A 20,114-nucleotide genomic window follows, 5' to 3' on the forward strand; every position below is an offset into this window, starting at 1 on the left:
GGGTGAAGTCCTGCGTGCCCTTCCTCTCCTGCGACGTCGAGGTACGTGAGGCCGTCTGCTCGACGAACGCGATCGAGAGCCTCGACGCGCGGACAAGCCAGGCCGTTCGCGGCCTGGGCGCCTCCCTTCGGAGGCCGAGGCCTTGTCGACAGGGCCTCAACAACCAGGATCAGCCGTTGAATGCCACGCCTCCGTCCGGCGTGGTCGGGGCGTGGGCGGTGTCGCCGTTCGAGGCTCCGTAACCGTGGATGCCGGGTCGCGCGGGGCCTCGGGCGCCGGCGTACGTGCCAACCCGTGAGCCTGACGTCACCGCAGCAGCGAGTCCGCGAGGGCCGTGGCGGTGGCGTCGTCGAGGGGGGCGTGGCCGAGCAGGAAGCGGTACCAGAAGACCCCGTAGATCTGGTCGACCATCAGGTCGAGGTCCCTGCCGGGCTCCAGTTCGCCGAGTTCCTGGCCCCGCTCCAGTACCTCCCGCAGGGCCGTGCGGCGGGACTCGGTGAACTCCCGCATGAGTGCGGCCAGCTGGGGGTCGCGCGCCGCCTCCAGGGCCAGTGTCCGGAGCGCCGGGCCCACAGGGGGCCGCTGAGCCCCGGCGAAGGTGGCGGCGATCACCGTCCGGAGGTCACCCCGCAGGTTTCCGCGGTCCGGTGCGGGGACGGTCTGCTGGGCGCGTTCCGCCAGGGCCTCCAGGAGTACGGCACCCTTCGAGGGCCACCATCGGTAGAGCGTCTGCTTGCCGACCCCGGCCGCCCGCGCGATGGTCTCGACGGTCACGGGGTCCCCGTCGCTTTCGCCGAGCAGCCGCAGCGCGGCGTCGAGGATGGCCCGTCGCGCCGCTTCATTGCGCCGGCGCCCGGTGTGCGGTCGCGCACCACCCGTGCCCGCGTCCGCGTCCTTGTCCGCTTCCGGCTGACCCATGGGACACATCCTTTCCGAGTTCCTGGACTCGAACCACTTGACGAGACCGGCAGTCTCGATAAGACTCATCTTACCGAGACCGGCGGTCTCGTCAAAGCTCGCGGAAGACCGAAGGCAAGGCATGAACGACAACCGCGCACAACGCTTACGGAGGACGCCATCATGACCACGGACCACACACCCGCCCCCCGCGTCGTCGTCATGGGCGGCAGCTCCGGGATCGGCGAGGCCACAGCGGCGCTCTTCGCCGCGACAGGGGCGGAGGTGACGATCACCGGGCGTTCGCAGGCCCGCTTGGACGAGGCGGCGACCCGTATCGGCGGCAAGACGCTCACCCATCGGATGGACGCCACGTCACAGGAGGACATCGCGGAGTTCTTCGCCGTGTCCGGCCCCATCGACCATCTGGTCATCGCGGTCAGCGGCGCCGCGGGCAGCGGTCCCTTCGCGGAACTGGACCTCGCGGACCTCGCCACGGGCTTCGACGCGAAGTTCTGGCCCCAGGTCCGCATCCTCCAGGCCGCGCTCCCGCGCCTCGACCGCCGGCACGGCTCCGTCACTCTGATCACGGCCGCCTCGGCTCGCGCCGCCTTCCCGGGCACGTCCGGCCTCGCCGCGATCAACGGCGCCCTCGAGGCGATGGTTCCGCCCCTCGCAGTCGAACTGGCCCCTCTACGGGTCAACGCTGTCTCTCCCGGCGTGGTCGACACCCCGTGGTGGGACCGCGTCCCGGTGGAGCAACGCACGGCACTCTTCGACGGCCTCGCGAAGACGACCCCGGCGGGCCGGGTCGGCCGCGCCACCGACGTGGCGGGGGCTATCCACTCACTGGCGACGAACGGATTCATCACCGGAGTCGTACTCGACTGCACGGGCGGCGCGAACCTCCCGATGGGCAACCAGGCGTAGGGCGTTCGGTAACCCGGGACATGTGCGCCGCACCGCACGTGTCCCGGGGGCCCGGCGACACGCGGCCCCTTCCCGCACGGGGGCCGACCGGCGCCCGTCCGCGTAAGGGACGGCCGAAGCTCCGGGGGAGCGGGAGATCGGCCTCCCGCCTCAACAGGGCGGAGGCCGCACTTGGCGGGCGCCGCTCAACGGCTCACTCCCGAGGAACCGTCGCGTTCGGTGGACGGTTCCGCGCCCAGGTAGTCGAGGGCCGCGCGGGCGAATCCCGGGGCGGTACGCGGGCACTGCCAGCGGGCCAGGACATCGGGCCCGGAAAGGTTCGCGGGTTCGGCCTTCCCGTCGAACCCGTCCACGTGGTCTTCCGGAAGCAGATCCTCCGGAAGCAGGTCGTCGAGAGCCTGGTCCACCGGGGAACCCAGCACCTCCAGGTAGGCGGGAAGGCGCTCGATCACGTCGTCCACGTCGGCCTCGTAGGGATGCCATCCGTGCGCGCACATTCCGCCGTCGTCGCGCCGCACGACCCGGCTCAGTACGGCAACGACCTCGTCCTCGACTCCCGGCCCGGGGGAGCCGAAGGCCACGTAGGGGGCGAGCGTCAGAAGACCCAGCGTCCAGAACAGGACGGGATCGCCGTCCGACCCGGGCGTCGTCGTATCGAGTCGACGGGCGCAGGCACGCACCGTGCCGTCCTTGTCCCCGGCGTGATACCCGTGCCTGAGCTCATCCCAACTGCCCTGTACAGAACGCCAGTCATCGGGCAGCGTCATGAACGTCGACATGCCTTGGTGCTCCCTTCGCGAGGTCCCGGCTCCGGGACGCCGATGGATCGACACGGGTGTGCGCCGACACCCGAGGACCGGGCACGGCACCCGGCCCGGTGGAGCCGCGTCGAGCGGGCGCGCCAGGGCTACGTCCCTCCGTGCTGCACACCACCAAACCTCATTCTGTCGCGTCGGCGAGACGCCGGACGGTGCGGTGCCGCATGCCGAGCCGACGTCGGATCGTGCATCGGCTGCGCCCGGCCTCGACCAGGACAGGGTCGTGGCGTGCCGGGGTCCGGTGGGATCCGCGAGTGGCTGCCGGCTACTCACGGCGCCGGCCACGATTCCGATCCGTCAGGCACGGTGGGTGGTCGAGCCGGCGGTGCCGGACAACCAGGACATGGCGCCGACGTAGGATGCGCTGGGTCGTTGGGGGCGGGGGCGCTGTGACGAGATCTGCAAGGGCGAGCACGGTGGCCGTGCTGGCCGCCTTCGCGTCCATCTACGTGCTCGCGGGCTCCGTCGTGGCCGTCCTCGTGTTCGGGCTGCAACTCCCGCACGCGCTGGGCCGGTACCGGGGTCGATGGCTGCTGCTCGCACAGGCGTGCGCCGGCTACGGTGCGGTGCTGGGCTCCGGGGCGTCCGTGGGAATTCTGGGATTCCTCGGTGGTTCGCTGCTGCTGTGCCGTCGTCCCTGGCCGCTGATGGCTCTGCCGGTCGTGGCGAGCGCGGTGTTTCTCGGCTCCGCGGACGAAGCCATCAGCATGGTTCTGATCAGCCTGGTGGTGTACGGGCTGACCACGCTCACCGTTCGAGCCGAGGAGGCGGATGCCGCGCGTGTCGGCAGTGTGGTGTCGGCCGTCGCCGAGGAGCGGCTGCAGATGTCCGTCGAACTCGGTGACGGTCTGGGACGCGGTCTCGCCGAGATCGGGACCGGTGCGCGGGCCGTGCTGGACCGCCCCGACCGCGCTGCTGCAGTGCTCGCCGAGGTCACCGATTCGGCACGGGCCTGCCTCGCGTCCGCCCGGCAGTCGGCAGCGTCGTACAGAGCCATGTCGCTCGCCCCGGAACTGACAACCGCTCGCGCCTTGTTGGAGGCCGCGGGTATCGAGGTGGACGTGCTCACCGGGCATGCGGAGCCGTTGGGTTCCTCCGGCGCTCTGCTGGCTCACGTTCTGCGTGAGGCGGTGACCGGTGTGGTGCGCCGGGGTGCCACCGCATGCCGTATCGAGACCTGGGCGGGGCATGGGCGGGTGGGGTTGCGCGTCGTCAGCGACTCCGTGCGGACAGCCGATGACGAGATCCTGGGGGACATACCACTCCGTGTGGCCGAGGCCGGGGGCAGTGTGAGGACCGGGCTGACCCCGGAGGGCCGGTACTTCACCGAGGCGGTCCTTCCTGGAGCGGTCTCCGGCGTGCCGGAGACCGGGAACGACGGCTGGGCGTACCGGCTGTCGATCGTCCTGCTCGCGGTCGTCCTCACCGGGTTCTGTGTCAAGTCGCTGCTGATGCTTGATGCGCCTCGGCTGATGCTGCCCGCGGCGAGTGTGTTCGCGCTGATCGTGTACCTCCAGATGTCTTCGGTGCACGGGCGCCACCCTTACAAGCTGACGGTGATGACGCTGCTCGCCTTCGTTCCCGTGCCGGTGTTCGGGCAGGCCTGGCTGGGTGTTCCCGGATTCGTGGTGGGACCTCTGCTGCTCGCTCTGCCCTGGCGGCTGGCGTGGCCGTCGGTGGTCGCCGTGTCCGGAGCCGTGGCCTGGATGGCGGTGCGCCTCGGGCTTTCGACGGGAGCCGTAGTCAACTACACGGTGTCGTGCGTGGTGACGGGCCTGGTGGTGCATGGGCTGCTGCGGCAGGCGCAGATCATCAGGGAGCTGCACCGGGACCAGGGTCGCCAGGTGCGGGCCGCTCTGGTCGAGGAGCGGCTGCGTGCAGCCCGTGACCTGCACGATCTGTTGGGGCACAGCCTGGCGGCCATTCTCCTCAAGTGCGAACTGGCCCGTCGGCTGCCGTGGGAGCGTGCGCGGGTGGAACTGGCCGACGTGGTAGCCATGACGGCGCGTGGGGAAGCGGATCTGCGGTCGGCTTCGGGCGGGGAGGTGTGGATGGCGCTGACTTCGGAGGCGGAGTCGGCGAAGGCTGTGCTGAACGCGGCCGAGATCGAGGTGAGGGTGCGCCTGCGGCACGGTGTGTTGCCCCCGGCAGCGGAGACAGTGCTGAGCGCCGGGTTACGTGAGGCGGTGACGAACGTCCTGCGGCACAGCTCCGCCGCGCTCTGCGAGATCAGTACGGAGTGCACGGACGGGGCCACGGTGCTGCGGGTCCGCAACGACGGGGCGTCCGGCCTCGGCGGTCGGCCCGGATCGTCCGGAATCGGGAACCTGACGACGCGTCTGGCTGCTCGGGGCGGCACGTTGAGCGCTGGGGCGGCGGACGGCTGGTTCACGCTGGAAGCGAGGCTTCCGGCTGCCGCGGATCGTGAGTGAGGTGCGATGCGGGGCATCTCGTCCGTCAGATCCAGCCTGCCTCCGAGGCGATGCGGGCTGCGTCCGTGCGGTTGCGTGCGTTGAGTTTCGCGACGATCGCGGTGAGGTAGTTGCGTACGGTGCCGGCTGAGAGGTGCAGCTGGGCGGCGGCCTCGGTGGCCTCCGCGCCTGCCGCCACCAGCCGGAGCACGGCTGCCTCACGGGCGGTGAGAGGGTTGTCGGCCAGATCCCAGGCGGTGACCGCCAGCGAGGGGTCGAGCACCCGTTCGCCCCCCGCGACCTTGCGGACGGCGGTCAGGAGTTCGTCGGGTGGTGCGGTCTTCAGGACGAACCCGTGGACCTGGGCGGCGAGCGCCCTGCGCAGGTGGCCGGGTTTGCCGTACGCGGTGAGCATGAGGAGCCGGCAGCCGGGGACCTGCGCCGTGATGCGGGCCGCAGCGTCCAGTCCGTCCATGTCGCCGGGCATGTCGATGTCGAGCACCGCCACGTCGGGCTGGTGGACCATGGCCCTGGCGAGGGCGGTGGCGCCCGTGTCGGCTTCCGCGACGATGTCGATGTCGTCCTCCATGCCGAGCAGCATGGCGAGCGCGGTGCGGATCACGTGCTGGTCTTCGGCCAGCAGTACGCGGATCACCTTCGGACCTCTCCTCGGTGGGGCGTGATGGGCGGCAGTGTCCGGATCATGACGAGATCATGGTAGATCCCGGACGTCGTCCATGGTGGTGATCCCCGCAGGTCAGCAGAGTTGAACTCATGACGAACGCAGTGCAGTTGGAGGCCGTGAGCAAGGTCTACGGCAAGGGGCAGGGCGCGGTGGCCGCTCTGCGTGAGGTGTCTGTACGGATCCCCGCGGGTTCGTTCACGGCCGTGATGGGACCGTCAGGGTCGGGCAAGAGTACGTTTCTGCACTGTGCGGCCGGGCTCGACACCCCGTCGTCGGGTTCGGTGCGGCTCGGCGACACGGAGCTCGCCGGTATGGACGAGACGAGGCTGACGAAGCTGCGGCGCCGCCGGGTCGGGTTCGTCTTCCAGTCGTTCAATCTCGTCCCGTCGCTGAACGTACTGGAGAACATCACTCTGCCGATGCGACTGGCCAAGACCCGCGTGGAGCGTGAATGGCTGGACGAGATCGTGGTGCGGGTCGGCCTCACGGGCCGCGTGGAACATCGTCCTGCTCAGCTTTCCGGCGGTCAGCAGCAGCGTGTGGCGATCGCGCGGGCGCTCGTCACCCGGCCCGAAGTGGTCTTCGGTGACGAGCCGACCGGTGCGCTGGACACGGTGACCGCCCGGGAGGTGCTGACCCTGCTGCGCGGCGTGACCTATGCGATGGGGCAGACGGTCGTGATGGTGACGCACGACCCGATGGCGGCCTCGTACGCGGACACCGTGCTGTTCCTGGCCGACGGCCGGATCGTGGACGCGATGACGGAACCGACCGCGGACCGGGTGGCCGAGCGGATGACGCGACTGGGGGCATGGACATGATGGCGGGTTTCGCTCTGAAGACGCTGCGGCACCGAAAGGCGGCGTTCGTGGGTGCGTTCGTCACCCTGCTGTGCGCCGCGGCGCTGGTCACGGGCTGCGGGATGCTGCTGGAGACCGGCCTGCGGGGCAAGGTGGCACCCGAGCGGTACGCGGGCGCACCGGTAGTCGTCGCGGGTGATCAGTATGTGCACCAGACCATCGTCAAGAAGGAGGGCAAGAAGAAGCACAAGGCGAAACAGATCGCCGAGCGGCGCTGGATCTCCGCCTCGCTGGCGGACGAGTTGCGCGAGCTGCCAGGCGTCCAGGAGGTTGTCGCCGAGGTGACGTTTCCGGTTCATGAGAAGGGCGGGCGTGAGGCGCTGGGCCACGGATGGGATTCCGCGGTCCTCACACCGTTCACGCTGGCCGCCGGCCGGGCCCCGAAAGCCGACGACGAGGTCGTTGTCGACGCCGCGTCCGGGCTGCGCGTGGGTTCGCGACTCGAGGCGCAGACACCGGCGGGCCCCGGTTCGTACCAGGTCGTGGGGGTGACACGGCAGCACCTGAGCAGTCAGCACACGGTGTTCTTCTCCCCGGCGCGGGCCGCCCTGCTGGCCGGGCGGCCCGGGCAGGTCACGGCCTTCGGGGTCTTCCCTCAGGTGAACGTCTCGAAGATCGAGCGGTCCGGCGAGGTGGTCGCGTACTCGGGCGAGGAGCGGGGCAAGGCCGAGTTCTTCGACGCGGAGCAGGCACGGATCAAGCTGATCAGTCTGGGCGGAGCGCTGGGCGGGACGGCGCTGCTGGTGGCTGTGCTCGTGGTGGTCGGCACGTTCGCCCTGTCCGTGCAGCAGCGGCAGCGGGAGATCGCGCTGCTGCGGGCCGTCGCGGCGACACCGAAGCAGCTGCGCAGACTGCTGGGCGGCGAGGCGCTGCTGGTCGCCGCCGTTGCCTCGGTGTGCGGAGCGGGGGCCGGGCTGGGGGTCGGATTCTGGCTGCGGTCGAAGTTCGTGGAGCTGGGGGCGATGCCGGAGCAGTTGCAGCTGGTCGTCAGCCCGTTCCCGGCGGTGGCGGCTGTGCTGGCCACGCTGGTGGCGTCGTGGGCCGCGGCGCGTCTGTCGGCCCGGCGGGCGGCGCGGATCCGGCCGGTCGAGGCGCTCGGTGAAGCGGCGATGCCGACCGCCCGGCTGCCCTGGTCACGGCTGCTGGCGGGGGTCCTGGTGACGGCAGGGGCGGTGACGCTGACGATCGTCCTGTCCACTCTGACGACCGAGGCGGCATCGGGGCCCCTGACCATGGTCACCGCTCTGCTGTGGACCGTGTCGGTCTCCGTGCTGGGACCGCTGGTGGTGCGGGCGGCTGTGGCACTGCTCGGGGTGGCACTGCGGGCCTCGCGGACGAGCGGTTACCTGGCTGCCGCGAATCTGCGGGCGCGGGCGCGCCGGCTCGCTTCGGTGGTGGCGCCGCTGACCCTGATGATCGGAGTGAGCTGCACGATCCTGTTCGTGCCTACGACGACGGGGCACGCGTCGCGGGCGGAGGCCGAGGCGGGCAACCGTGCGGACTTCGTGCTGGGCCCGCATGTCCCTTCCGTAACGGCGGCAAGGCTGCGGGAGCGGGCCGGGGTCGAGGCGGTGACCGAGGTACTGCACACGTCGGTGCGTGTGGGGCTGACGAAGTACGGGGCGCAGGGAGTGACCCGGCAGGGCCTGGCCCGGACGTCGGACCTCGGTGTGACCTCTGGATCGTTGGACGAGCTCGGCCCGGACACGGTCGCCGTGAGCGAGAACGCGGCCCGCCGGCTGGATGTCGCCGTCGGCGAAGAGGTGAGCCTGACCCTCGGAGACGGCACTCCGGTCCGGATGCGGGTGGTCGCCGTGTACGCACGGGGCCTCGGATTCGGTGACCTGACCCTGGATCACGGGCTCATGGCGCGCCACGTGGACGATCCGACAGGCACGCTGCTCGTCGCCGCGCCGAAGCTGAGCCGTGAGGAGGTGGCGGCGGCCGTGCCGGGAGCCTCGGTCCTCGACCGGGCAGAGGCAGTCGAGGCGGCCGCCCCGGACTCGGAGGTCAACTACGTGGCCATGGGGCTGATCATCGCCTTCACCGCGATCGCCGTGGTCAACACCCTCGCGATGTCTATCAGCGACCGCACTCGCGAGCTGGCGCTGCTGCGGCTGGTGGGCGCCACCCGACGGCAGGTCCTGCGGATGCTGCGCATGGAGACCCTGACGGCACTGGTCATCGCCGCTGCGCTCGGTACGGCCCTGTCGGTGATCACCCTGACGGCGTTCAGCAGCGGGATGACGGGGGCCGCCCCCTACATTCCGCCGGCCACCTATGCGGCGGTCCTCGCCGTGGCGGCCGGTCTGGCCATGGCGGCCACGGTGCTGCCGGCCCGGGTGGCGCTGCGCCGGCACGCGGCGGAGGCGGTAGCCGGAGGCGAGTGAGCTGCCCCGCTCGGCCCGGGCCGCGGACCACCGGGCGTCACCGACCGAGGGCGACAAAAAAGCCCCTGATCCGCGTTTCCGCGGATCAGGGGCTTCCCTGAAAGGGTGAGTAACGGGACTTGAACCCGCGACATCCTGGACCACAACCAGGTGCTCTACCATCTGAGCTATACCCACCAAGTCACCCGGTCGTTTTCCCGACCGGACGAGAAAAAGTGTACAGGGTCCGGGAGGGTGCTCGCGCACGCGTTTCCCGGGCGCGGTGCACGGGCCCCTCAGGGCCCGTGACCAGCGGTCGGACGCCCGGTCCCGCCGCCGCCCGTGGGCCGGGCGGGACCACGTCGGTGCGGCCTACTTCCCGGCGGGGGCCGAGTGGCGGGCCGCGATCTCCTTGGCGTGGGCGGAGTCCGGGCCGGGCTGCGGCACGAAGACCGCGTCCCGGTAGTAACGCAGCTCGGTGATGGAGTCGCGGATGTCGGCCAGCGCCCGGTGGTTGCCGTTCTTCTCCGGGCTGTTGAAGTACGCCCTCGGGTACCAGCGGCGCGCCAGCTCCTTGACCGAGGACACATCGACGATCCGGTAGTGGAGGTAACCCTCCAGCGACTGCATGTCCCGGGCGAGGAAGCCGCGGTCGGTGCCGACCGAGTTCCCGCACAGCGGGGCCTTGCCCGGCTCCTTCACGTGCTCGCGGATGTACGCGAGGACCCGCTCCTCGGCGTCGGCCAGGGTCGTGCCCCCGGCCAGCTCGTCGAGGAGGCCCGAGGCGGTGTGCATCTGCCGCACCACCTCGGGCATGGTCTCCAGGGCCGCGTCCGGCGGGCGGATCACGATGTCCACCCCTTCACCGAGCACGTTCAGTTCCGAGTCGGTGACCAGTGCGGCCACCTCGATGAGTGCGTCGTCCGTCAGCGAGAGCCCGGTCATCTCGCAGTCGATCCACACCATGCGGTCGTTCATGCGCCCCACCCTACGGGGCGCTGCGCTGCCCCGGCAGGGTCGGGCGCCCCGGAAAATACGCCTCGGAACCCGCCGTGAGCCGCTCCGCGTGGCCGCCCGGGGCGGTCGACGCGGTGACCGGGGACGGGCCCGGGGACGACGCAGCCGCGGCGCGGCGGCTCGACGGCGTGCCCTGGGTGGGCACGGACGTCTCCAGCGCCGTGGCGACGCTCTCCAGCACCCCTCCCTGCGGACGGCGGGCCCGGTAGGCGGCCCGGTACGCGGCGGGGGAGGAGCCGAGCTGGCGACGGAAGTGCCCGCGCAGCGCGACCGGCGAGCGGAAGCCGCAGCGGCCGGCCACCTCGTCGACCGAGTAGTCCGAGGTCTCCAGCAGCCGTTGCGCCTGCAGCACACGCTGGGTGATCAGCCACTGGAGCGGTGCGCTGCCGGTGAGCGAACGGAACCTGCGGTCGAAGGTCCGCCTGCTCATGTAGGCGCGCGCCGCCAGCGTCTCCACGTCGAACTGCTCATGGAGATGCTCCAGCGCCCAGGCCACGACCTCCGCGAGCGGGTCGGAGCCGATCTCCTCAGGTAAAGACCTGTCGAGGTAGCGCTCCTGCCCCCCGCTGCGCCGCGGCGGCACGACGAGCCGGCGGGCCAGGGCCCCGGCCGCCTCCGTGCCGTGGTCGGTGCGGACTATGTGGAGGCAGAGATCGATACCGGCGGCGGTGCCGGCCGAGGTGAGCACGTCGCCGTCGTCGACGAACAGCTCACGCGGGTCGACGTGCACCGACGGATAGCGCTTGGCCAGCGTCGGCGCGTACATCCAGTGCGTGGTGGCCGGGCGGCCGTCCAGGAGCCCGGCCGCGGCGAGGACGAAGGCACCCGTGCAGAGCCCGACGATGCGGGCGCCCTCCTCGTGGGCGCGGCGCAGCGCGTCCAGCGCCTCCGCGGGCGGCGGCGAGGTGATGGACCGCCAGGCGGGCACCACGACGGTGCCGGCCCTGCTGATCGCCTCCAGGCCGTAGGGCGCGCTGAGTTCGAGCCCGCCGGTGGTGCGCAGCGGTCCCTCCTCGCCCCCGCAGACGAGCAGTCGGTAGCGTGGAACGCCCGCGTCCTGCCGGTCGATTCCGAAAACCGAGAGCGGGATGGAGCTCTCGAAGATAGGGCCGCCACTGAACAGCAGTACGGCTACGACTTCCCGCCGTCGCCGCCCGGTCAGCTTCCGTGCGGCCTCCGTCGTGGTGGCGGAGTCCTGGCTCATGACGCTAAGCCCCCCTCGGTGTTCGCGTCTTCCTGGTCCCTACGGGCCTGTCGCTCCTGCACGTTTCCCCTCGGTCTCGCACGCGTCCCCAGTCCTCGACCCTCATGATCGAATCTACTGCGTCCCGTGACGTCGACGTGACACGTTCCCCCACCGGCACTATGTCGACAAGGCAACTTGGCGCGAAGCGTTCGATCACGAAGGGTTTCACCCGCGAGCCCCGCAGGGAAGTGCGCGTGGCGATCATGGCCCGTCCCCATAGGGTCAAAGCGTACCGCGCGGTCTATTCCTGCCTGCTGGCACGCGGGTTGAGCGGCCATGACGCCAAGGGAACGGGGTGTGGCTGAAGTTGGCTGAAATTCGATGGTCGCGTGCGCGTATTCAAGTCATACGACCGGCGTGCGCCCCATGGTCCCAGAAGCTTCCGTGCGCCTCTCGCGCCTCTCACGGGCGTCCGGAGTCCGGTGATGAACGGTGCGCGATGACCTGATGGCGGGGTGTGACGGGCCCGCCCCGGGTGGCGGGTGGCGGATTCGGCCGTCTTGCGCCGGCCGGCGGGGGCCGGGGCCCGGAGCCGCGTGCCGAGACCGCTCGGGCCGCCGTCAGCTGGATGTACGACGCAACCGGCATTGCCATGAGCGGCGGCGTCCGGCATGCTCCCCCCATTGCCGAAGGCGCCGTGCGAAGGCTGGGCAGTGGAGGAGTGGCGCCGTACCCTTGGGGGTAAGGGGTTGGGAAGATGTTTCCCGGACACAGCTTCGCCGCACACAGGTACACCTCCAAACCGCTCCCTCCTCACGAGGACTCTCTTCGCCGAGACACCGATGGCCGGTCACGAAATCCCTGAACCCGCAGACCGCAAGCAGGTAGCCGACCCCGGGTCGGAACCGCAGACGGTCGGAGAGTCGCGCCCTTCCTGCGATCCCGCCTTCCGGCATGGGGTCGTGGTCGGCTTCGACGGCTCCATGTCCAGCGAGCGAGCTCTCGCCTACGCGATCGGCATGGCCCACCGCCACGGGGCGGGGCTGATCATCGTCCATGTGGCCAACCGCCTCCCGACCACGGTCTGGGCCGGCTGCGAGCCGCCGGTCTTCGTCGACGTGCCCGACCACCGCACCGAGGTCCTCGGTCTGGAGCTCGCGTGCGCCGACTACCTCGCCGAGATTCCCTGGGTGCTGGTGGAGCGCGGCGGCGACATCTGCCACGAGCTGGAGGAGGTCGGCCGGGAATACTCCGCCGACGCCATCGTGGTCGGTTCGACGCACGGCATCGTGGGCCGCATCTTCGGGTCCGTGGCGGGCCGTCTGGCGCGCCGGGCCCAGCGCCCGGTCATCGTCATCCCCTGAGCCGCGAAAGGCCCCTGACGAGCCGTCAGGGGCCTTCTCCGTGCCCGTCCGGGCGGACGGGAGGGTTCTGCTACTCCACGGTGACCGACTTCGCCAGGTTGCGCGGCTTGTCGATGTCACGGCCCATCGCCAGCGCGGTGTGGTAGGCGAGCAGCTGGAGCGGGATGCCCATCAGGATCGGGTCCAGCTCGTTCTCGTTCTTCGGGACGACGATCGTGTGATCGGCCCTCTCCTGCTCGCGGTGGGCGACCGCGAGGATGCGTCCGCTGCGCGCCTTGATCTCCTCCAGCGCGGCCCGGTTCTTCTCGAGGAGGTCGTCGTCCGGGACGATCGCCACGGTGGGCAGGGCGGGCTCGATGAGGGCGAGCGGGCCGTGCTTGAGCTCGGAGGCGGGATACGCCTCGGCGTGGATGTACGAGATCTCCTTGAGCTTCAGGGAGGCCTCCAGGGCGACCGGGTAGCCCCGAACCCGCCCGATGAACATCATCGACTGGGCGCCCGCGTACTCCTCGGCGAGCTTCTTGATCTCGTCCTCGGACTCCAGGATCTCGCTGATCTGCCCGGGAAGCCTGCGCAGGCCCTCGATGATGCGCTTGCCGTCGGAGACCGACAGGTCGCGGATGCGGCCCAGGTGGAGGGCGAGCAGGGCGAACGCGACGACCGTGTTCGTGAAGCACTTGGTGGAGACGACGCAGACCTCGGGGCCCGCGTGGACGTACATGCCGCCGTCGGCCTCGCGCGCGATCGCCGAACCGACGACGTTCACGACGCCCAGGACGCGTGCGCCCTTGCGCTTGAGCTCCTGGACCGCCGCGAGAACGTCGTAGGTCTCACCGGACTGCGAGACGGCGACGTAGAGGGTGTCGGGGTCGACCACCGGGTTGCGGTAGCGGAACTCGGAGGCGGGCTCCGCGTCGGCGGGGATGCGGGCCAGCTCCTCGATGAGGCCGGCGCCGATCAGGCCCGCGTGGTACGAGGTGCCGCAGCCGAGGATCTTGATGCGGCGCACACCACGGGCCTCGCGGGCGTCCAGGTTGAGGCCGCCGAGGTGCACCGTGGAGAAGCGGTCGTCGATCCGGCCGCGCAGCACGCGGTCCACGGCGTCGGCCTGCTCGGAGATCTCCTTGTGCATGTACGTGTCGTGGCCGCCCATGTCGTACGACTCCGCCTCCCACTCCACCGTGGTCGGCGTGGCCGTCGTGGTCGAGCCCTCGGTGGTGTACGTACGGAAGTCGTCGGCCTTGAGGGTGGCCATCTCGCCGTCGTCCAGCGTGACGATCTGGCGGGTGTGCGCGACCAGGGCGGCCACGTCGGAGGCGACGAACATCTCCTTCTCGCCGATGCCGAGCACGACCGGCGAGCCGTTGCGGGCGACGACGATGCGGTCGTTGAAGTCGGCGTGCAGCACGGCGACGCCGTAGGTGCCCTCGACCAGCTTCAGCGACTCGCGGACCTTCTCCTCCAGGGTGAGGGCCTGCGAGCGGGAGATCAGGTGGACCAGGACCTCGGTGTCGGTCTCGGAGAGGAACGTGACACCGTCCGCGACCAGCTTGGCGCGGAGCTCGGAGGCGTTGTCGATGATCCCGTTGTGGACGACGGCGACCTTGCCCTCCGCGTCCAGGTGCGGGTGGGCGTTCTCATCGCTGGGGGCGCCATGGGTGGCCCAGCGGGTGTGGGCGATGCCGGTCGTGCCCGCGAACCGCTTGGGGACGCGGGCCTCCAGGTCGCGGACCCGGCCCTTGGCCTTGACGGTCTTCAGGGTGCCGGGCTTGCCCGCCGCGGCCTTGCCCGTGATGACGATGCCCGCGGAGTCGTAACCCCGGTACTCCAGCCGCTGCAGCCCTTCAAGCAGCAGCGGAGCCACGTCACGCTTGCCGATGTATCCGACGATCCCGCACATAGAGTCTCTGCCCCTCCGACGACGTACAAGTTTCCGTGCCCGCCCGCGGCGGCTCAGCCGTAGACGATGCGCCGCAGCTGGCGCAGCGAGAGCTCCTGCGGCGCGACCGCGCGGTGCGGCAGCTCGGCCGCGATCCGCTCGAAGATCTCCGCGTTGACCAGGCCGCCCGCCTGCAGTTCGCGGTGGCGGCGCCGGACGAAGACCTCGGCCGTCTCGTCGAAGTACGCCAGTACGTCCAGGACCACCCTGGCGGCCTCCCCGCGCTGGAGCGTGGTGGAGCGCACGAGGTGGTCGATCAGATCGTCATGCGTCTGGCGGCGTTCGAGCACCCGTCGATACTGCTTCGGGCGGGTGCGTTACGCAAGAAATCTGCCCGATATCGGGCAGGAATCACGCACTCAGGCATCTGTATGGGGTGAATGTCGCTTATCTCTACTTTCTCGCGCCGTGCGTCGTGCGCCCTCGCGCGCCGCGCGCGCCCCCCGACCCTGCTCTCCCCGGAGGGGCACAACCGGAGGTGAGCGGGGTCGGAGGAGCCGGGCGGCCTCAGAGCCCGGCGATCGGGTTCCGCAGCCTGCCGGTCAGCTGGAGCGCGCCCGCCGGGTCCTCCAGGTCGACCATCTCCTGGTTGTTCCGCAGCTGCAGCCGGTTCAGGCAGGACAGCGCGAAGTCCTGCGTGAACATGTCGTACCGCTCGAACTTCTCCGCGAGGTGGGGCACCGAGTCCTGGTAGCCCCGGACGCACTCGGCGACCGTCCGCCAGAACGTCTCCTCGTCGAGAACGCCCTCCGTGGCCAGGTCGGCCGAGAGGAAGCGGAAGAAGCAGTCGAAGACGTCGGTGAGCACCGACAGCAGCTTCATGTCCTCGGGCACGTCCGCGCGGATCCGCTCGACCTGGGGCGGCAGCACCGCCTCGGGGTCCATGACCGCGATCTCCTCGGCGATGTCCTTGAAGACCGCCCGCCGTACGACGCCGTCCTCGATCACCAGGATCACGTTCTCGCCGTGCGGCATGAACACCAGGTCGTACGCGTAGAAGCTGTGCAGCACCGGGACCAGGTAGGCGTCCAGGTAGCGCCGCAGCCAGTCGGCCGGCGCGAGCCCCGACTCGGCGATCAGGGCGCCCGCCACCGAGCGCCCCTCGGCGTCGGTGTGGATGAGCGCCGCCATCGTCGACAGGCGCTCACCTCCGGACAGCGCCGGTACCGGGCTCTCCCGCCAGAGCGCCGCCAGCATCTTCCGGTACGGGGAGCCCTTGGTGGTGGCCGCCTCGTAGGTCCGGTGGCGGTAGCCGACGGCGGCCCGCTCCCGGATGATCGAGAAGCCCGTCCCGCGCAGCAGCTCGTCCTGTTCGATCAGCCCGGCCAGCCAGTCGTTGATCGCGGGCGTCGCCTCCATGTAGGCGGCCGAGAGCCCTCGCATGAAGCCCATGTTCAGTACGGACAGAGCCGTCTTCACGTAGTGCCTGCCGGGGTGGTCGGCGTTGAAGAAGGTCCGGATCGACTGCTGGGCGAGGTAGGAGTCGTCGCCCTCGCCCAGGCAGACCAGATGCCGCTGCGCCACCTCGCCGGCGAAGGTGACGGAGAGCTTGTTCCACCACTGCCAGGGGTGGACGGGGATCAGCAGGTAGTCGTCGAGGTCGAGGCCGAGGTCCGCCATGCGCGCGGCGAACCGGCCGAGGGTCTCCTCGCCCAGCTCGCCGGCGATCAGAGTGGGGTAGTCCAGCCCGGCACCCGCCGTGAAGGTGGCGCGATCGCGCCGGGCGGCCAGCCACACCAGCGCGATCTCGGACGCCGCCTCGGGGGCGTACGCCCGGTACTCGCCGACGCCGAAGCCGAGCCGGCCGTTGTTGGCGACAAAGCAGGGGTGCCCCTCGGTCATGCCGGTCTCGATCGCCTGGAAACCGGCCACGGCCAGTTGCGCGGAGGTGGTCGGTTCCTTGGTCAGTTTGTACGCGGTTCCGGCCAGGGTCGACGAGATCTCCTCCAGGTACACCGGCAGGATCTCCGCCGAGAGGCCCAGGGTGGAGCGCAGCTCCACGAAGAAGTCGAGCGCGTCCAGCGGGAGCTCCGAGCCGTACCGGTGCCGGGTGACCGAAGCGGCGTCCACCTGCCAGTGGTCCAGGGCGAAACGGCGCGCGGTGAAGTGGTACTCCACGCTCCCGTCGTCGCTGAGCACGCGGTAGCGGTCGTCACCGAGCGGTTCGGGGGTCAGCAGCCGCTCGTGGGAGAACTCGGCCAGGGCCTTGCGGATCAGCAGCCGTCCGGCGGCCGCCCAGCGCTCGGGCGTCAGGTGGCCGGCCGCCGCGGCGGACGCGGGGGCGGTGGTGGCGGGGTGCGCGGTCGTCGTGGTCATCGGGCGTCTCCAGTGGTCGCGGCCTCGAACTGCTCCCGGGTGCAGGTGCAGAGCAGTGCCTGCTTCTCCGGCTTGGTGATCTCGCGGACGACCTCGAAGCCGACGGCCTTGTTCAGCGCCTGGACGGCGCTGTTGGTGACGTCCGGTTCGACGACGACCCGGCGCACCTCCGGGTCCGCGAAGAGCGCCTCCATGACGGCTTTGATGACGGCCCGGGTGAAGCCGTGCACCGGGGTCACGGGCGGGGCGACCAGGAAGTGCATCCCGACATCGCCGGGCTCCGCCTCGTACAGCCCCTTGAGCTCGACCTCGGTCGGGTCGTAGCGCTCCATCAGGAAGGCGGGACGACCGTCGTGCAGACCGATGTAGGCGTCGTGGTGCGGGTGGGCGGCTATCCGCATGTACTCCCGCTCGACGTCCTCGAGCCGGGCGTCACCCATCATCCAGAACGACGACCGGGGGTGGGTCACCCACTCGTGCACCAGTTCCGTGTCCGACCTCTCTCCCGGCCCGGCGGGGGAGAGGTCCAGGGGGCGGACGGTGAACGTTCCGAGAGGTTTCTTGCTGGTCATGCTGCGAACTCCTGGAAGGCGACGGACTTCTCGACCGGGTAGTACGGGCGGCCGAGCAGCTCGCCGATGATGTACGCGTTGCGGTAGGCGCCCATGCCGAGGTCGGGCGAGGTGATCGAGTGGGTGTGCACCCCGGCGTTCTGCAGGAAGATCCCGCGTCCGGTGGTGTCGATGCTGTAGTTGCGTGCCACGTCGAACCTCCCCCGGCTGTCGTGGCGGATCCGGTCGGTGACCGGTTCGAGGAAGGCCGGCGTGGTGTACCGGTAGCCGGTGGCGAGGATCAGGCCCTCGGTGTCGATCTCGTAGTCCCTGCCCTGCTCCTCCTGGCGCAGCCCCAGCGTGTACGTGCCGGTCGACTCCTCGTAACGCGCGGTGTTCAGGCTTGAGTTGGTGAGCAGGCGGGTGGGGACGGGGCCCGCCAGGTTCTTCTGGTAGAGCAGGTCGAAGATCGAGTCGATCAGCTCTCCGTCGATGCCCTTGAACAGCCCTTTCTGGCCGGACTCCAGCCGGTAGCGGGTGTCCTCGGGCAGGGCGTGGAAGTAGTCCACGTAATCGGGCGAGGTCATCTCCAGCGTGAGCTTGGTGTACTCGAGCGGGAAGAAGCGGGGGGAGCGCGTCACCCAGTTCAGCCGGTAGCCGTGCACATCGATCTCGGAGAGCAGGTCCTGGTAGATCTCGGCCGCGCTCTGCCCGCTGCCCACCAGTGTGATGGACCGCTTGGCCTGCAGCGATGCCTTCTCCTGCAGATAACGGGAGTTGTGCAGGAAGTCGCCGCCGAGGCCGCGGCAGGCCTCGGGGACGTGCGGCGGGGTGCCGGTGCCGAGGACGAGACTGCGGGCGCGGAAGGCCGCGCCGCCGGTGCGCACGGTGTAGAGGCCGTCGCCCTCGTCGTACGTAACCGACTGTACGGTTTGGTTGAAACGGATACTGCTCAGTTTGGCCGCGGCCCACCGGCAGTAGTCGTTGTACTCGGTCCGCAGCGGGTAGAAGTTCTCCCGGATGTAGAACGAGTAGAGCCGGCCGCGCTCCTTCAGGTAGTTCAGGAAGGAGTAGGGCGAGGTCGGGTCGGCCATCGTCACCAGGTCGGACATGAAGGGCGTCTGGAGATGGGCGCCCTCCAGGAACATGCCCGAATGCCACTCGAAGTCCGGCTTGGACTCCAGGAAGACGCCGTTCAGCTCGTCGACGTGCTCGGTCAGGCAGGCGAGTCCGAGGTTGAACGGACCGAGTCCGATGCCGATGAAGTCGTACGTGGTGGCGGCGGGCTCAGGAAGCGCGGTCAAGGGAGTCTCCCAGGTACTGCTCGGCGTGGCCGGCGATCAGATCGAGGACGGTGCGGAGGTCGGCCGTGGTCGTCTCGGGGTTGAGCAGGGTGAACTTGAGGTACTGGCGACCGTCGACCTTCGTGCCCGCGACCACCGCCTCGCCCGAGGCGGCGAGCGCCTTGCGGGCGTACAGGTTGGCCCGGTCGATGTCGGCGGCGGCCGTGACGCCCGCGGGGACGTGGCGGAAGACCAGGGTGGAGAGCCGGGGCTCCACGACGACGTCGTAGCGCGGGTCGGCCGCGAGCAGCCGCCAGCCCTCGGACGCCCGCTCGCACACCTCGTCGAACAGCTCACCGATGCCGTCCGCGCCCATGATCCGCAGCGTCATCCACAGCTTGAGGGCGTCGAACCTGCGGGTGGTCTGAAGCGACTTGTCCACCTGGTTGGGGATGCGCTCCTCGACGGCCCGCTCGGGGTTGAGGTACTCCGCGTGGTACGTCGCATGGCGCAGCGTGGCCCGGTCCCGGACCAGTACGGCGGACGAACTCACGGGCTGGAAGAAGGACTTGTGGTAGTCCACCGTCACGGAGTCGGCGCGCTCGATGCCGTCGAGCAGCTCCCGCCTGGTGCGGGAGGCCAGCAGTCCGCAGCCGTAGGCGGCGTCCACGTGCATCCAGGTCGCGTACCGGTCGCAGAGCGCGGCGATCTCGGGCAGCGGGTCGATGGAGCCGAAGTCGGTGGTGCCCGCCGTGGCGACGACCGCCATCGGTACGGCGCCCTCGGCCTCGCACTGCTCCAGGGCCGCCGCCAGGGCGGCGGTTCGCATCCGCTTCTCACGGTCGACGGGGACGGGGACGACGGAGCCGGGGCTCAGTCCGAGGAGCTTCGCCGACTTGCTGACGCTGAAGTGGCTGCACTCGGAGGCGAGTATCCGCAGCCGGCCGAACTCCTCGGGGCGGAGTTTCGCCTCCTCGCGGGCCAGCAGCAGGGCCTGCAGGTTGGACTGGGTGCCCCCGCTGGTGAAGACGCCGTCCGCCGCCGGGCCGAGCCCGATGCGGCCGGCCGTCCAGTCGATCAGCCGGCGTTCGATCAGGGTGCCACCCGCGCTCTGGTCCCAGGTGTCCAGGGACGAGTTGACGGCGCTGAGCACCGCCTCGCCGACCAGCGCGGGTATGACCACGGGGCAGTTGAGGTGGGCGAGGTAGCGGGGGTGGTGGAAGTAGACGGCGTCACGGAGGTAGACCTCCGAGAGTTCGTCCAGCGCGGCGGCGGTGTCACCGAGCGGCCGGTCCAGATCGACGGAGCCGACGACGGGGGTGAGCGCTTCTACGTCTGTACCGCTGAACGGCCGCGTGACGGAGGTGAGTCGGTCAGCGACCTGATCCACGCCCGCGGAGACGGAGTGACGGTAGTCCTCCGCCGTCGTGCGGTTGAGCAGGTGGGAACGCATGTGGGGGAGCCTCCCGGGTAGGGGCGTCGTCGCGC

General features: G+C 70.3%; 16 protein-coding genes and 1 tRNA gene. 5 read left to right on the forward strand and 12 right to left on the reverse strand.

What is annotated here, in order from left to right:
• Positions 1–306 precede the first annotated feature (306 nt).
• Positions 307–918: a TetR/AcrR family transcriptional regulator gene (locus tag ACGFNN_RS01240; RefSeq protein ID WP_393551738.1), complete on the reverse strand. Its 612-nt coding sequence runs from the start codon at positions 916–918 to the stop codon at positions 307–309.
• Positions 919–1,080: 162 nt separating this feature from the next.
• Here ACGFNN_RS01240 and ACGFNN_RS01245 point away from each other — a divergent pair, with 162 nt between their 5' ends.
• A complete protein-coding gene (locus ACGFNN_RS01245; protein WP_385028638.1) occupies positions 1,081–1,827 on the forward strand; it encodes an SDR family oxidoreductase in 747 nt (248 codons plus the stop codon).
• Between the two features lie 185 nt (positions 1,828–2,012).
• Here the strand turns inward: ACGFNN_RS01245 and ACGFNN_RS01250 are convergent, their stop codons facing one another.
• The gene (locus ACGFNN_RS01250; protein ID WP_393551740.1) at positions 2,013–2,606 is read right to left on the reverse strand and encodes a hypothetical protein; all 594 of its coding nucleotides are present in this window, start codon (positions 2,604–2,606) and stop codon (positions 2,013–2,015) included.
• A gap of 428 nt (positions 2,607–3,034) precedes the next feature.
• Between ACGFNN_RS01250 and ACGFNN_RS01255 the strand changes: the two genes are divergently transcribed.
• On the forward strand, positions 3,035–5,077 hold the full coding sequence (locus tag ACGFNN_RS01255) for a sensor histidine kinase (RefSeq protein WP_393551742.1): 2,043 nt from the start codon (positions 3,035–3,037) through the stop codon (positions 5,075–5,077).
• A gap of 25 nt (positions 5,078–5,102) precedes the next feature.
• Here ACGFNN_RS01255 and ACGFNN_RS01260 read toward each other — a convergent pair whose 3' ends face one another.
• Positions 5,103–5,711: a DNA-binding response regulator gene (locus ACGFNN_RS01260; protein WP_393551744.1), complete on the reverse strand. Its 609-nt coding sequence runs from the start codon at positions 5,709–5,711 to the stop codon at positions 5,103–5,105.
• A gap of 119 nt (positions 5,712–5,830) precedes the next feature.
• Here ACGFNN_RS01260 and ACGFNN_RS01265 point away from each other — a divergent pair, with 119 nt between their 5' ends.
• Together ACGFNN_RS01265 and ACGFNN_RS01270 are read left to right on the forward strand one after the other, a co-directional pair.
• Entirely contained in the window at positions 5,831–6,562 is a 732-nt protein-coding gene (locus tag ACGFNN_RS01265; RefSeq protein WP_393551746.1) for an ABC transporter ATP-binding protein, read from the forward strand.
• Entirely contained in the window at positions 6,553–8,991 is a 2,439-nt protein-coding gene (locus ACGFNN_RS01270) for an FtsX-like permease family protein (protein ID WP_393551748.1), read from the forward strand. Before ACGFNN_RS01265 ends, ACGFNN_RS01270 begins: the two co-directional genes overlap by 10 nt.
• A 104-nt stretch (positions 8,992–9,095) precedes the next feature.
• On the opposite strand, the gene ACGFNN_RS01275 is transcribed toward ACGFNN_RS01270, so the two are convergent.
• From ACGFNN_RS01275 to ACGFNN_RS01285, 3 genes are all read right to left on the reverse strand, one after another.
• Positions 9,096–9,168, reverse strand: a tRNA-His gene (locus ACGFNN_RS01275).
• Positions 9,169–9,342: 174 nt separating this feature from the next.
• Positions 9,343–9,948: an oligoribonuclease gene (orn, locus tag ACGFNN_RS01280; RefSeq protein ID WP_362675077.1), complete on the reverse strand. Its 606-nt coding sequence runs from the start codon at positions 9,946–9,948 to the stop codon at positions 9,343–9,345.
• Positions 9,949–9,958: 10 nt separating this feature from the next.
• The gene (locus tag ACGFNN_RS01285) at positions 9,959–11,191 is read right to left on the reverse strand and encodes a helix-turn-helix domain-containing protein (RefSeq protein ID WP_393551750.1); all 1,233 of its coding nucleotides are present in this window, start codon (positions 11,189–11,191) and stop codon (positions 9,959–9,961) included.
• Between the two features lie 824 nt (positions 11,192–12,015).
• On the opposite strand from ACGFNN_RS01285, the gene ACGFNN_RS01290 reads away from it, so the two are divergent.
• Positions 12,016–12,537, forward strand: coding sequence for a universal stress protein (locus ACGFNN_RS01290; RefSeq protein ID WP_362675079.1), 522 nt, complete (start codon positions 12,016–12,018; stop codon positions 12,535–12,537).
• A 70-nt stretch (positions 12,538–12,607) separates the two neighbouring features.
• On the opposite strand, the gene glmS is transcribed toward ACGFNN_RS01290, so the two are convergent.
• The 6 genes from glmS to ACGFNN_RS01320 all read right to left on the reverse strand — a co-directional run bounded on the left by glmS (position 12,608) and on the right by ACGFNN_RS01320 (position 20,079).
• Complete coding sequence (gene glmS / locus ACGFNN_RS01295) at positions 12,608–14,437, reverse strand: glutamine--fructose-6-phosphate transaminase (isomerizing) (protein WP_393551752.1); 1,830 nt, start codon at positions 14,435–14,437, stop codon at positions 12,608–12,610.
• 53 nt (positions 14,438–14,490) lie between these two features.
• The gene (locus ACGFNN_RS01300) at positions 14,491–14,766 is read right to left on the reverse strand and encodes a hypothetical protein (protein ID WP_393551754.1); all 276 of its coding nucleotides are present in this window, start codon (positions 14,764–14,766) and stop codon (positions 14,491–14,493) included.
• 217 nt (positions 14,767–14,983) lie between these two features.
• Entirely contained in the window at positions 14,984–16,792 is a 1,809-nt protein-coding gene (locus ACGFNN_RS01305; RefSeq protein WP_393551756.1) for an IucA/IucC family protein, read from the reverse strand.
• Complete coding sequence (locus tag ACGFNN_RS01310) at positions 16,789–17,364, reverse strand: GNAT family N-acetyltransferase (protein ID WP_393551758.1); 576 nt, start codon at positions 17,362–17,364, stop codon at positions 16,789–16,791. Before ACGFNN_RS01310 ends, ACGFNN_RS01305 begins: the two co-directional genes overlap by 4 nt.
• Positions 17,361–18,647, reverse strand: a complete 1,287-nt coding sequence (locus tag ACGFNN_RS01315; protein WP_393551760.1) for a lysine N(6)-hydroxylase/L-ornithine N(5)-oxygenase family protein — start codon at positions 18,645–18,647, stop codon at positions 17,361–17,363. The genes ACGFNN_RS01310 and ACGFNN_RS01315 overlap by 4 nt, the downstream gene beginning before the upstream one ends.
• Positions 18,631–20,079 carry a pyridoxal phosphate-dependent decarboxylase family protein gene (locus ACGFNN_RS01320; protein WP_393551762.1) on the reverse strand — a complete coding sequence of 483 codons (1,449 nt, stop codon included), beginning with the start codon at positions 20,077–20,079 and terminating at the stop codon, positions 18,631–18,633. The genes ACGFNN_RS01315 and ACGFNN_RS01320 overlap by 17 nt, the downstream gene beginning before the upstream one ends.
• Between the last annotated feature and the right edge of the window lie 35 nt (positions 20,080–20,114).

The sequence above is a fragment of the Streptomyces sp. NPDC048590 genome (genome assembly GCF_043199535.1).
GTDB lineage: Bacteria > Actinomycetota > Actinomycetes > Streptomycetales > Streptomycetaceae > Streptomyces.

Coding starts and splice junctions, on each gene's coding strand:
- ACGFNN_RS01310 (WP_393551758.1), bottom strand. CDS start 17,364: ATGACCAGCAAGAAACCTCTCGGAACGTTCACCGTCCGCCCCCTGGAC.
- ACGFNN_RS01250 (WP_393551740.1), bottom strand. CDS start 2,606: ATGTCGACGTTCATGACGCTGCCCGATGACTGGCGTTCTGTACAGGGC.
- orn (WP_362675077.1), bottom strand. CDS start 9,948: ATGAACGACCGCATGGTGTGGATCGACTGCGAGATGACCGGGCTCTCG.
- ACGFNN_RS01265 (WP_393551746.1), top strand. CDS start 5,831: ATGACGAACGCAGTGCAGTTGGAGGCCGTGAGCAAGGTCTACGGCAAG.
- ACGFNN_RS01270 (WP_393551748.1), top strand. CDS start 6,553: ATGGACATGATGGCGGGTTTCGCTCTGAAGACGCTGCGGCACCGAAAG.
- ACGFNN_RS01305 (WP_393551756.1), bottom strand. CDS start 16,792: ATGACCACGACGACCGCGCACCCCGCCACCACCGCCCCCGCGTCCGCC.
- ACGFNN_RS01240 (WP_393551738.1), bottom strand. CDS start 918: ATGGGTCAGCCGGAAGCGGACAAGGACGCGGACGCGGGCACGGGTGGT.
- ACGFNN_RS01285 (WP_393551750.1), bottom strand. CDS start 11,191: ATGAGCCAGGACTCCGCCACCACGACGGAGGCCGCACGGAAGCTGACC.
- ACGFNN_RS01245 (WP_385028638.1), top strand. CDS start 1,081: ATGACCACGGACCACACACCCGCCCCCCGCGTCGTCGTCATGGGCGGC.
- ACGFNN_RS01320 (WP_393551762.1), bottom strand. CDS start 20,079: ATGCGTTCCCACCTGCTCAACCGCACGACGGCGGAGGACTACCGTCAC.
- glmS (WP_393551752.1), bottom strand. CDS start 14,437: ATGTGCGGGATCGTCGGATACATCGGCAAGCGTGACGTGGCTCCGCTG.
- ACGFNN_RS01290 (WP_362675079.1), top strand. CDS start 12,016: ATGGCCGGTCACGAAATCCCTGAACCCGCAGACCGCAAGCAGGTAGCC.